This is a genomic window from Streptomyces sp. CC0208, assembly GCF_003443735.1.
In the GTDB taxonomy this organism is placed as follows: Bacteria; Actinomycetota; Actinomycetes; order Streptomycetales; family Streptomycetaceae; genus Streptomyces; species Streptomyces sviceus.
On sequence record NZ_CP031969.1, the window covers coordinates 4,336,230 to 4,347,981 of the forward strand.

The 11,752-nt window shown below is 72.4% G+C and carries 11 protein-coding genes; 3 read left to right on the forward strand and 8 right to left on the reverse strand.

Translation table 11 applies throughout. The annotated features are described in order from the left end of the window. Positions 1 to 59: 59 nt before the first annotated feature. Positions 60 to 1,058 (forward strand): ATP-binding cassette domain-containing protein, encoded by a 999-nt coding sequence (locus D1369_RS19855; protein ID WP_007383382.1) that lies wholly within the window; start codon positions 60 to 62, stop codon positions 1,056 to 1,058. Beyond that, a complete protein-coding gene (locus D1369_RS19860) occupies positions 1,055 to 1,903 on the forward strand; it encodes an ABC transporter permease (protein ID WP_007383381.1) in 849 nt (282 codons plus the stop codon). The genes D1369_RS19855 and D1369_RS19860 overlap by 4 nt, the downstream gene beginning before the upstream one ends. 24 nt (positions 1,904 to 1,927) lie before the next feature. On the opposite strand, the gene D1369_RS19865 is transcribed toward D1369_RS19860, so the two are convergent. The 6 genes from D1369_RS19865 to pdhA all read right to left on the reverse strand — a co-directional run bounded on the left by D1369_RS19865 (position 1,928) and on the right by pdhA (position 8,965). After that, complete coding sequence (locus D1369_RS19865; protein ID WP_118083148.1) at positions 1,928 to 3,025, reverse strand: potassium channel family protein; 1,098 nt, start codon at positions 3,023 to 3,025, stop codon at positions 1,928 to 1,930. Then, positions 3,022 to 4,416, reverse strand: a complete 1,395-nt coding sequence (locus D1369_RS19870) for a molybdopterin molybdotransferase MoeA (protein WP_118082552.1) — start codon at positions 4,414 to 4,416, stop codon at positions 3,022 to 3,024. The genes D1369_RS19865 and D1369_RS19870 overlap by 4 nt, the downstream gene beginning before the upstream one ends. Next, positions 4,413 to 5,333 carry an NTP transferase domain-containing protein gene (locus D1369_RS19875; RefSeq protein WP_118082553.1) on the reverse strand — a complete coding sequence of 307 codons (921 nt, stop codon included), beginning with the start codon at positions 5,331 to 5,333 and terminating at the stop codon, positions 4,413 to 4,415. The genes D1369_RS19870 and D1369_RS19875 overlap by 4 nt, the downstream gene beginning before the upstream one ends. A gap of 160 nt (positions 5,334 to 5,493) precedes the next feature. After that, positions 5,494 to 6,819, reverse strand: coding sequence for a dihydrolipoamide acetyltransferase family protein (locus D1369_RS19880; protein ID WP_007383377.1), 1,326 nt, complete (start codon positions 6,817 to 6,819; stop codon positions 5,494 to 5,496). After that, positions 6,819 to 7,823: an alpha-ketoacid dehydrogenase subunit beta gene (locus tag D1369_RS19885; RefSeq protein ID WP_007383376.1), complete on the reverse strand. Its 1,005-nt coding sequence runs from the start codon at positions 7,821 to 7,823 to the stop codon at positions 6,819 to 6,821. Before D1369_RS19885 ends, D1369_RS19880 begins: the two co-directional genes overlap by 1 nt. After that, the gene (gene pdhA / locus D1369_RS19890) at positions 7,820 to 8,965 is read right to left on the reverse strand and encodes a pyruvate dehydrogenase (acetyl-transferring) E1 component subunit alpha (RefSeq protein ID WP_007383375.1); all 1,146 of its coding nucleotides are present in this window, start codon (positions 8,963 to 8,965) and stop codon (positions 7,820 to 7,822) included. Before pdhA ends, D1369_RS19885 begins: the two co-directional genes overlap by 4 nt. 189 nt (positions 8,966 to 9,154) lie before the next feature. Between pdhA and D1369_RS19895 the strand changes: the two genes are divergently transcribed. Further along, positions 9,155 to 9,640, forward strand: a complete 486-nt coding sequence (locus D1369_RS19895) for an Lrp/AsnC family transcriptional regulator (RefSeq protein WP_037900793.1) — start codon at positions 9,155 to 9,157, stop codon at positions 9,638 to 9,640. Between the two features lie 2 nt (positions 9,641 to 9,642). Here the strand turns inward: D1369_RS19895 and D1369_RS19900 are convergent, their stop codons facing one another. Together D1369_RS19900 and D1369_RS19905 are read right to left on the reverse strand one after the other, a co-directional pair. Continuing rightward, positions 9,643 to 10,233 (reverse strand): TetR/AcrR family transcriptional regulator, encoded by a 591-nt coding sequence (locus D1369_RS19900; protein WP_007383373.1) that lies wholly within the window; start codon positions 10,231 to 10,233, stop codon positions 9,643 to 9,645. Continuing rightward, positions 10,230 to 11,747 (reverse strand): 3-hydroxyacyl-CoA dehydrogenase, encoded by a 1,518-nt coding sequence (locus tag D1369_RS19905; protein ID WP_007383372.1) that lies wholly within the window; start codon positions 11,745 to 11,747, stop codon positions 10,230 to 10,232. Before D1369_RS19905 ends, D1369_RS19900 begins: the two co-directional genes overlap by 4 nt. Positions 11,748 to 11,752 lie beyond the last annotated feature (5 nt).

Sequence of the window (11,752 nt, forward strand, 5' to 3'; positions counted from 1 at the left end):
TTTGCGCGACGGTAAAGGTCTCCCCATGCGTAGCCCAAGTACGCGGAAGGAACCCGCCCATGAGCCAGCACACGTCACCCCTGGCGATCGAGACCGCGGGCCTCGTGAAGACGTTCGGCGAGACCAGGGCCGTCGACGGAGTCGACCTCGCGGTGCCGGCCGGCACGGTCTACGGCGTCCTCGGCCCGAACGGCGCCGGCAAGACCACCACCGTGAAGATGCTCGCCACCCTCCTGCGGCCCGACGGCGGCGAGGCCCACGTCTTCGGCCACGACGTCGTCCGCGAGGCCGACGAGGTCCGCGGCCGGGTCAGCCTCACCGGCCAGTACGCCTCCGTCGACGAGGACCTCACCGGCGCCGAGAACCTGGTCCTGCTGGGCCGTCTCCTCGGCCACCACAAGAAGGCCGCACGCGAGCGTGCCGGACAGCTCCTGGCGGCGTTCGGCCTCTCGGAGGCGGCCGGAAAGCAGGTCAAGCACTACTCCGGCGGCATGCGGCGCCGGATCGACATCGCCGCGTCCATCCTCAACACCCCCGATCTGCTCTTCCTCGACGAGCCCACCACCGGCCTCGATCCGCGCAGCCGCAACCAGGTCTGGGACATCGTGCGCGCGGTCGTCGCCCAGGGCACCACCGTGCTGCTGACCACGCAGTACCTGGACGAGGCCGACCAGTTGGCCTCCCGGATCGCCGTCATCGACCACGGCCGGGTGATCGCCGAGGGCACCAAGGGCGAGCTGAAGGCCTCCGTGGGCGCCGGGACCGTACATCTGCGCCTGCGGGACGGCGGGCGGCGGCCCGAGGCGGCGGAGATCCTGCGCAGCGCCCTGGACGCCCAGGTCCAGCTGGAACCCGACCCGGTGGCGCTGACGGCCCGGCTCGCCACGGCAGCCGGTGACACGGCGGCCGAACAGGCCTCCCGCGCCCTCGCCGAGTTGGCCCGCGCCGGCATCACCGTCGACAACTTCTCGCTCGGCCAGCCCAGCCTGGACGAGGTGTTCCTCGCCCTCACCGGACACCCCACCGACGACACCGACTCCGAGGAGATGGCGGCATGAGCACCGTGACCCAGGCCGAGACCCAGGACCTCGCCCCCGTCAGCGCCGAGTCGCTGGCCGCGCTGCTGGTCACCGGGGAGCGGCCGCCGCGCCCGAGCGCGCTGTCGGCGTCGCTGACCTTCGGCTGGCGGGCCATCCTCAAGATCAAGCACGTGCCGGAGCAGCTCTTCGACGTCACCGCGTTCCCGATCATGATGGTGCTGATGTACACGTACCTGTTCGGAGGCGCCCTGGCCGGGTCCCCGACGGAGTACATCCAGTTCCTGCTGCCGGGCATCCTGGTGATGTCGGTCGTGATGATCACGATGTACACCGGCGTCTCGGTCAACACCGACATCGAGAAGGGCGTCTTCGACCGCTTCCGCTCGCTGCCCATCTGGCGGCCGTCGGTGATGGTCGGTTACCTGCTCGGCGACGCCCTGCGCTACACGATCGCGTCCGTCGTGATGCTCGTCGTCGGCCTGGTCATCGGCTACCGCCCGGACGGCGGGGTCGGCGGTGTGGTCGCCGGGATCGCGCTCCTTGTCGTCTTCTCGTTCGCGTTCTCGTGGATCTGGACGATGTTCGGGCTGCTGCTGCGGACCGAGAAGTCGGTGATGGGCGTCAGCATGATGGTGATCTTCCCGCTGACCTTCCTGTCCAACGTCTTCGTCGACCCGAGGACCATGCCGGGCTGGCTCCAGGCCTTCGTCAACAACAGTCCGATCACCCATCTGTCCTCTGCCGTGCGCGAACTGATGGCGGGCGACTGGCCCGCCGACGAGATCGCCTGGTCGCTGGGGTGGGCGGGGCTGTTCGTCGCGGTCTTCGGGCCGGTCACCATGCGGCTGTACAACCGCAAGTGACCGGCCCGGCGTGCAGTCCGACGCTCAGTCCTGCCGAAACGGGCGGGCGTCGGGTGCCACCTGGATGCCCGGCGTCGCCCGCACGATCGTGATCAGCCGGTCCGTCAGCTCCAGCGTCCCGACGGCCGGATCGTCGTAGCCGAGCACCCGGTGCCCGCGCAGCACGCTCACCACCAGGTCGTCCGTCTCCCGTGGCTTCCTGCCCACCTCGGCCTTTATGACCGGCCGTTCGATGATGTCGAGCCCACTGCCCTGCTGGATGAGGTCCTCCATCACCATGCCGGCCGCCGGGCTGAGCACCGACAGCCCGAGCAGCCGGCCGGCCGCGCTGGCGCTGGTGATGACCGCGTCGGCCCCGGACTGCTTGAGCAGCGGGGCGTTCTCCTCCTCGCGCACCGCGGCCACGATCTTCGCGGCCTTGTTGAGCTGCCGGGCCGTCAGCGTCACCAGGACGGCGGTGTCGTCGCGCTGGGTCGCGATGATGATCTTCCGGGCCCTGTGCACCTCGGCCCGCTTCAGCACCTCGCTGCGCGTCGCGTCCCCTATGACCCCCGCATAGCCCTCGGCCGTCGCGGCCTCGACCGCCTTGCCGCTGGGGTCGACCACCACGACCTGCTCCTTCTTCAGACCCGTCGCGCACACGGTCTGGATCGCCGAACGGCCCTTGGTTCCGAAGCCGACGACGACGGTGTGGTCGCGCAAGGTGGACCTCCAGCGGTTGAGTCGCCACTCCTCACGGGTGCGCTCGGCGAGGACCTCGAGCGTGGTGCCGACCAGGATGATGAGGAACAGCACGCGCAGGGGCGTGATGAGGAAGATGTTGGTGAGCCGGGCGACATCGCTGACCGGGGTGATGTCGCCGTACCCGGTGGTGGAGAGGGTGACGGTCGCGTAGTACCAGGCGTCGAGGAAGTCGACGGACCGGTCCGAGTTGTCGTGGTAGCCCTCGCGGTCGGCGTAGACGATCAGGGCCGTCGCCGCGAGGACCAGCAGGGCCATCAGCACCCGCTTGGCGACCTGACGGAACGGGTGCTCCACCACTTTGCGCGGCAGCTTCACCTTGTGGGTCACGAGGTGTTCGTCCGCCTGGCGGGCGATCGCATCATGGCCCGGAAGTTTCACGTGAAACACACCCCGATCCCGGCGGACGCCCACGGCAGATCGAGCAGTTCGGCCTCCTGCCCCGGCCGGGCACCCCCGGGCGGTACGACGGCGAGGGCGTCGGCGGCCGCGATGCCCCGCAGCATGGCCGGGCCGTTGTAGTGCAGGGGGACCGCGCTGTCACCGCGCAGGACGACCGGGACGAGCCGGGTGTCGTACGGGTGACCGTGGGCCTCGTCCCTCAGGGGCAGGGTGTACGCCTCGGGGGCCGGGCGGGCGGCCAGGGTGCGCAGCAGGGGTTCGGCGAGCGTGAGCAGGCCGGAGACGGCGGCGAGGGGATTGCCCGGCAGTCCGACGAGGTGCTGGTTCTCCTTGGTACGGGCCAGCAGCATGGGGTGGCCGGGGCGCACCTTGACCCCGTCGACCAGGAGTTCGGCGCCGATACGGTGAAGGATGGGGTGGACGTGGTCGACGGGTCCGGCCGCGGTGCCGCCGGTCGTGACGATCACGTCGGCCTGCGACTTGGTGACCGCCTTGTGCAGGGCGTCGGCGGAGTCGCCGAGCCGGCGTACGGCGGTGACCTCGGCGCCGAGCGCGCGCAGCCAGGGCGGCAGCATCGGACCGAGCGCGTCCCGGATCAGGCCGTCCCGAGGAGTCCCCTCGGTCAGCAACTCGTCGCCGAGGACGAGGACGTCGACCCGGGGGCGGGGGACGGCGGTGAGGGTGTCGTATCCGGCGGCCGCGGCAAGACCGAGGACGGCCGGGGTGACCAGGGTGCCGGGCGGCAGGAGCTGGTCGCCGCTGCGGCACTCCTGGCCGCGGGGGCGGATGTCCTGGCCGGGCACGACGGCCCGGGTGGCGTGCAGCCGGCCCTTCTCGTCGGTCTGCCCGTGCTCGCTGCGCAGGACGGCGGTGGTGTCCGGGGGGACGCGCGCGCCGGTGGCGATCCGGGCCGCCTCGCCGTCGGTCAGTGCCGCGGGCTCGGCGTGCCCGGCCAGCACCCCCTCGTCCCGTACAGCCCAGGGGCCGGGTCCGGCGACCACCCAGCCGTCCATGGCCGAGGTGTCGAAGGAGGGGAGATCGGTGAGGGCGTCGAGGGGGGCGGCCAGGGTGAGACCGAGGGCGTCGTCGAGCCGGACGGAGACGGGGGCGCGACGAGCGCCGCGGGTGACCGCCCGGGCGGCCCGGGCGGCGGTGGCGCGGGCCTCGGGCCAGGGGGTCGCCCGGTGGTGGGCGTCCGGCCGGGCCGCCGGGCCGGAGCCCTGGGGCGGCGGCGCGGGAGGGCGATGACCTCCGGGGTGCGCGGTGCCGTTGTCTTCTCTCACCAGGGCCAGCGCCTCCTCGACGTCGAGATCGTCGGCGTCTGCGGCGGGGCCGACGGCGTCGCCGGTGCGCACGGACCGGGCGGTCATCCGGCGTCCGGGCGGGTGTCCGAGGTCCCGCCGGGCCCGGCGGCGGTCTCCCCGTCGTCCTCCTCCGCCCAGCGCAGGGCCAGGGCCGTGGCCTTGCGGGAGGCCTCGGCCACGGCCTCGGGACCGCCGCCCGCCTGTGCGGCGGCATAGCCGACGAGGAAGGTGGTCAGCGGTGCCGCGGGCCTGGCCACGCCGTGCGCGGCGTCACGGGCGAGGTCGAGCAGCACGCCGGTGTCGACGTCGAGGTCGATGCCCAGCTCGTCCTTGACTGCGGAAATCCATTCATCCAACACGTGCCCATGCTCCCTGATACGTGCCCTGGCGGTGGCGATGTCGTCCCAGGTGTCGCAGTCGAAGGACGCGACGGGGTCGGGGACGCGGGTGAGGTCGAGCGCGGCGGTAAGCCGGCGCAGCGGAAGGCCGGTGAGGGCGCCGTGCTCCTTCGTGAGTGCGGCGAGTTCGTTGCGCAGCGAGGGCGTCCGGTACGCGGCCACCAGCGGCTGGTCGCGGCCGTCGGCGTCGGTGAGCAGCACGCCGTCGGCGCCGCCCGTGCGCAGGACGGTCAGCAGCAGGCGTGTGGTGTCCTGCCGGAGGAAGGGCAGGTCGGCGGAGAGCACCAGGACGTACCGCGCCGTGGTGTGCCGCAGGCCGGCGTCCAGGGCGGCCAGCGGACCGCCGCCGGGCGGGTCCTCGCGGGCCCAGGTCACCGGCCGGGCGGTGGGGCGGGGGTCGGCGACGACGACGGTGGTGGCCGCGTCGTCGCAGGCCGCGAGGACACGGTCGAGCAAAGCCCGTCCGCCCACCCGCACGCCGGGCTTGTCCGCGCCGTCGAGCCGCCGGGCGGCACCCCCGGCGAGCACGACCACGTCGTACACAGGACCGGCGTCCCGGTCGCGCGAGGGCTGGTACGAGGTCACCCCCCGAGTATGCGTGCCGCCGCGATCACAGGGAACGTGCGGCGGCACCGGGATCGCGCGCCGCCCGGGTGGCGGCGCGCGATCGTGGTGTGCGGGTGGCTGGTCGGCGATCGCGGTGGGCGGGTGCCTGCTCCGCGATCGTGGTGGACGGGTGCCCGGGTCACAGGGTGCGCAGCAGGACCGCCGGCTGTTCCACGCAGTCCGCCACATACCGCAGGAAGCCACCGGCGGTGCCGCCGTCGCACACCCGGTGGTCGAAGGTGAGCGAGAGCTGGACGACCTGACGTACCGCCAGCTCACCCTCGTGCACCCATGGCTTGGGGATGATGCGGCCGACGCCGAGCATGGCCGCCTCGGGGTGGTTGATGATCGGCGTGGAGCCGTCGACACCGAACACGCCGTAGTTGTTCAACGTGAAGGTGCCGCCCGTGAGTTCCGCGGGGGTGAGGGTGCCGGTGCGGGCCGCCTCGGTCAGCCGGGCGAAATCCGCGGACAGTGACTCGGCGTCCCGCGCGTGCGCGTCCTTGACGACCGGCACGACCAGTCCGCGCTCGGTCTGCGCGGCGAACCCCAGATGCACCGCGTCCAGGCGCACGATCTCCCTGGCCGCCGTGTCCACGGTGGAGTTGAGCTCGGGGAAGCGGGCGAGGGCGGCGGTGCAGATCCGGGCGAGCAGCGCGAGCAGGGAGATCTTCGGACCGCCGGTCGCGTTCATCGCCGCACGCGCGCGCATGAGTTCCGTCGCGTCGGCGTCCACCCAGCAGGTGGCGTCGGGGATCTCGCTCCGGCTGCGGGACAACTTGTCGGCGACCGCGCCCCGGACACCCTTGAGGGGGACACGGGTTTCTGCGGGGGTGGAGGCCGGGGATGCCGCCGGGGTCCGGGGGGCCCCGGCCGGTGCCTGTACCGGTGCCGGTGCGGGTGCCGGTGCGGGGAGCCCCTGTGAGGCGGCGGCTCGCAGGGCGTACTCGACGTCGGCCCTGAGGATCAGTCCCTCGGGGCCGGAGCCGGTGAGCTCCCTGAGGTCGAGGCCGTTCTCACGGGCGAGGCGGCGGACCAGCGGGGAGATCACGGGGACGGGCCCCTCGACCACCTCGGGAGGTGCCGACCGGCCGTTCACCGGCACGGGAACCTGCTGCTCGCGCCGCACCCTGCGCCTGCGCGCGGGGGCCTGTGAGGTGCCGTACCCCACGAGCACGTTCCCCGAGCCCTCGCTCTGCGCGTCGGGGTCGGACGCGGGCGCCCCCACCGCCACGGTGATGAGCGGTGAGCCCACCGGGAGTTCACTGCCCTCCTCGCCGAAGCGGGCCGTGACGACACCGGCGTAGGGGCAGGGGACGTCGACCATCGCCTTGGCCGTCTCGACCTCGACGACCGGCTGGTCGACCGCGACGACGTCGCCGACCTCCACCAGCCAGCGGACGATCTCCGCCTCGGTCAGGCCCTCGCCGAGATCCGGCAGCCTGAACTCCAGCACCTGCGCCATCAGCTCTCCGCCTCCCACTGCAGACGCCCGACGGCGTCCAGGATCCGGTCCACGCCGGGCAGGTGGTGACGCTCCAGCATCGGCGGCGGATAGGGGATGTCGAACCCGGCCACGCGCAGCACCGGCGCCTCCAGATGGTGGAAACAGCGCTCCGTGACCCGGGCCGCGATCTCCCCGCCCGGTCCGCCGAACCCGCCCGACTCGTGCACGACGACCGCTCGTCCGGTCCGCCTTACCGAGGCCGCGACCGTGTCGTCGTCGAACGGCACCAGGGAGCGCAGGTCGACGACTTCGAGGTCCCAGCCCTCGTCCCGCGCGGCCTCGGCGGCTTCGAGGCACACGGGCAGGGACGGCCCGTACGTGATGAGTGTGGCGCTCCGGCCGGGGCGCCGCACCACCGCGCGGCCTATCGGTTCAACGGTCTGGGGGTCGTCCGGGTTCCAGGAGTCCTTCGACCAGTACAGCCGCTTGGGTTCCAGGACGACGACCGGGTCGTCGGAGGCGATGGCGGCGCGCAGCAGTCCGTAGGCGTCGGCGACGGTCGCGGGCGTGACGACGTGCAGCCCGGGAGTCGCCATGTAGTAGGCCTCGGAGGCGTCGCTGTGGTGCTCGACCCCGCCGATGCCGCCGCCGTAGGGGACCCGGATGGTGATGGGGAGCGGCAGTGCCCCGCGTGTGCGGTTGCGCATCTTCGCCACATGGCTGATCAGCTGCTCGAACGCCGGGTAGGCGAAGGCGTCGAACTGCATCTCCACGACCGGCCGCAGTCCGTACATCGCCATGCCGACGGCCGTGCCGAGGATGCCCGCCTCGGCGAGCGGGGTGTCCGTGCAGCGGTCCTCGCCGAACTCCTTGGCCAGCCCGTCGGTGACCCGGAAGACACCGCCGAGAGTGCCGACGTCCTCGCCCATGACGTGCACGGTGGGGTCGGCCGCCATCGCGTCGCGCAGCGCGCGCGTGAGGGCCTGCGCCATGGTGGCCGGCTTGAGGGCGACGGTGGTCATCGGTGCGCACCCCCGTGGGAGTCGTGCTCGGCGTCGAGTTCGGCACGCAACTGGGCCTGCTGCTCGCGCAGTTGCGGGGTGGGCTCGGCGTAGACATGGGCGAACAGGTCCATGGGGTCGAGGACCGGGTCCTGGTTCATGCGCTCGCGCAGCCCGGCGGCGAACTCCTCGGCGTCCTGGCGCACGGCCTCGATGCCGGCCTCGTCGATCAGTCCGCGCTCGGTCAGTTCGTGTTCCAGGAGGGCGATCGGGTCGTGCCCGCGCCAGGTCTCGACCTCGGCGTCGCCGCGGTAGCGGGTCGCGTCGTCGGCGTTGGTGTGGGCGTCCACGCGGTAGGTGATCGCCTCCACCAGGGTGGGGCCGCCGCCGGCGCGCGCGTGGCGTACGGCGGCGGTGAGGATCTCGTGCACGGCGGCCGCGTCGTTGCCGTCGACCAGACGCCCGGGCATGCCGTAGCCCACGGCCTTGTGGGCCAGTGAGGGGGCCGCGGTCTGCTTGGCGAGCGGGACGGAGATCGCGAAGCCGTTGTTCTGGACCAGGAAGACGACCGGGGCCTGCCAGACGGCGGCGAAGTTCAGCGCCTCGTGGAAGTCGCCCTCGCTGGTGCCGCCGTCGCCGACCATGGCGAGCGCGACCACGTCGTCGCCCTTGAGGCGGGCGGCGTGCGCGAGGCCGACGGCATGCGGGAGCTGGGTGGCGAGGGGGGTGCACAGGGGGGCGACGCGGTGCTCGCGCGGGTCGTAGCCGGTGTGCCAGTCGCCGCGCAGGAGGGTCAGAGCCTGGACGGGGTCCACGCCCCGGGCGACGGCGGCGAGGGTGTCGCGGTAGCTCGGGAAGAGCCAGTCGCGGTCCTGGAGGGCCAGTGCGGCGGCGATCTCGCAGGCCTCCTGGCCGGTGCTGGAGGGGTAGACGGCCAGGCGGCCCTGCTTGGTGAGGGCGGTGGCCTGCGTGTTGTAGCGGCGGCCGCGCACCAGCTCGGCGTAGAGCCGGCGCAGCAGGGCGGGGTCGGCCTGCGCGGCCGCCTCGGTGCCGAGGACGCGATGGGGCTGCGCGTCGGGCAGCAGGGGCGCGGGGTCCGTGCGGGGCTGCCAGGCGGGCGGCGGCGATGGCCGATACGCGCCACGCTGCTCCATGACCGTCATGACGGCACCTCCTCGTGGGAGCGGCTGGTGGCGCACCACGGGTGTGAGGCGCCTCACCTACCGATTGTTCGGTCGTCGGCACATTTTGGCTACAGGCCCCCTCAGGCTGTGGACAAACGGTTCTCCACAGCCTGAGATGGACGCAGTACGTCCATGGTAGGGAGGCGGGGGGACATGGCACCTGAACAAATGGCCGAAGGCGCGGAGGGCGGCGTCCCCCTTCCGCCCCCGCGTCCGCTCGACGCCATCGATCAGGACATCCTCCAGATGCTCCAGGCGGACGGGCGCGCGTCGATAAGGTCGGTCGCCGAACGGGTGCACGTCTCGCGCGCCAACGCCTATGCGCGGATCAACCGCCTCGTCGAGGACGGCGTCATCCGCGGCTTCGGCGCCCGCGTCAACCACGAGCGCGCGGGCCAGGGCACCTCGGCGTACATCACCCTGAAGATCGTCCAGAACTCCTGGCGCACGGTCCGCGAACAGCTCAGACAGCTGCCGGGGGCTTCCCACATCGCGCTGGTCGGGGGTGACTTCGATGTGCTGCTGCTCGTCCACACCCCGGACAACAGGTCCCTGCGCGAACTGGTCCTCACCCGCCTCCAGGCGATCCCGGAGGTCCTCAGCACCCGCACCCTGCTGGTCTTCGAGGAGGAGGACCTGGAGCCGCAGGGCTGAGTTCAGGACGCCCTGCGCAGTCCCCCGAAGATCAACTGCGCCACCGCGTCCGCCACTTCGCGTTCGTTCATGCCTCGGCCGTCCGGGCGGTACCACTCCACGATGGAGTTGATCATGCCGAAGACCAGCCGGGTCGCGAGGCGCACCTCCACGTCACCGCGTACGTCACCGTCCGCCGCGGCCGCCTTCAGGAGTTCGGCGACCCGGTGGTCGAAGTCGCGGCGGCGCTCCAGGGCCCACCGCTCGGTGTCCGTGTTGCCGCGCACCCGCAGCAGCAGGGTGACGTAGGGGAGTTCGGCGATCAGCACCTCGACCATGCGTCGCACGACGTACTCCAGGCGGTCGGAAGCGCGGCCCACGCGCGCGTGCTCCTCATCGAGGATCCCGAAGAGGCCGTCCAGGGCCCGGCTGACGGCCCGGCGCAGCAGTTCCTCCTTGCCGGCCACATGGTGGTAGATCGACGACTTGGAGATACCCGCCGCCTTGGAGAGGTGCTCCATGGACGTGCCGTCGTAGCCGCGTTCGTTGAAGATTTGGACGGCGACGGACAGCAGCGTCTCCGGCGTGTACGTGTCGCGCTTGGCGGTCGTCATGAGGTGCTGCCCTCCCGCTTGTCGGAGGCGTACGCGTGCCGGTACAGCGCGAGCGAGGGCGCGTACCGACCGGACGGGTCGCGCAGGTGCAGGTCGTCGAGGAGGGCGTAGGCCCAGTTGCGGCCGAGCCTGCGGCTCCACTCGAAGGGACCGAGCGGGTAGTTCACTCCGAGCCGCATGGCGGTGTCGATGTCCTCCCGGGTGGCCACGCCCTTGGCGACGGCGTCGTGGGCCAGGTCGACGATCCGGGCGACCGTGCGGGCGACGATCATTCCGGGCACGTCCCCGATGACGCTGACGTCCTTGCCGAGCGCCTGGAAGAGCCCGGTGGCCTCGGCGAGGGTCTGCTGCGAGGTGTCCTGGGAGGCAGACAGCGCGATGCGCGTGGCCTTGCGGTAGTCGAGCGCGAGGTCGAAGTAGACGACGTCCCGGAACTCCACCGAGGTCTGCCCGTCGGCGAGCGCGAGCTGGCCGCCGCTCGGCAGGAGCAGGCGGGTGCCGTGGTCCTCCTCGTCCTCGCGGACCTGGATGCCCGCCTCGCGGATCAGCGCGAGCAGTTCGGACGCGGGGCCCAGATCGCCCTCGGCGACGACGTACGCGGGCGCCTGGGCCGGCTCCGCGGTGTGCGGCTCGTCGCGCTCGGCGCCGTCCGTGTAGTCGTACCAGCCCCGCCCGCTCTTGCGGCCGAGCCGGCCCGACTCGACCAGGCGCTGCTGGGCCAGCGAGGGCGTGAAGCGCACGTCCTGGAAGAAGGCGCGCCACACGGAATGCGTCACGGACTCGTTGACGTCCTGCCCGATCAGGTCGGTCAGTTCGAACGCGCCCATCTTGAAGCCGCCGCACTCACGCAGGACCGCGTCGATGGTGGCGGGCTCGGCGCCCTGGGCCTCGTGGACCGCGAACGCCTCGGCGTAGAAGGGCCGCGCGATCCGGTTGACGATGAAGCCGGGGGTGTCGGCGCAGGCGACCGGCGTCTTGCCCCACGCACGGGCCGTCTCGTACGCGCGCGTGGCCGACGAGACGTCGGTGGCGAACCCGGAGACGACCTCTACCAGCGGCAGCAGCGGCGCGGGGTTGAAGAAGTGCAGGCCCACGAAGCGGCCTGGATGGCGCAGCGCGCCGGCGATGGCCGTCACCGACAGGGAGGAGGTGTTGGTGGCGAGCAGACAGTCCTCGCCCACGACGTCCTCCAGCTCTCGGAAGAGCTGCTGCTTGACGTCCAGCCGCTCCAGGACGGCCTCGACGACCAGGGTGCAGTCCGCGAGGTCGGTGAGGTGCCCGGCGGCCACCAGACGGGCCCGCGCGGCGTCCCGGTCGGCGGCGGTGAGCCGGTCCTTCTCGACGAGCCGGTCGAGGCGGGCCCCGATCGCGTCGGCCGCCTCCAGGGCACGGCCGGGGGCGGCGTCGTAGAGCCGCACGGAATGCCCGGCGACCAGCGCGACCTGGGCGATGCCCTGGCCCATGGTGCCGGTGCCGACGACGGCCACGGGGCTGCTGAGGTCGAGTCCTGTCATGTGCG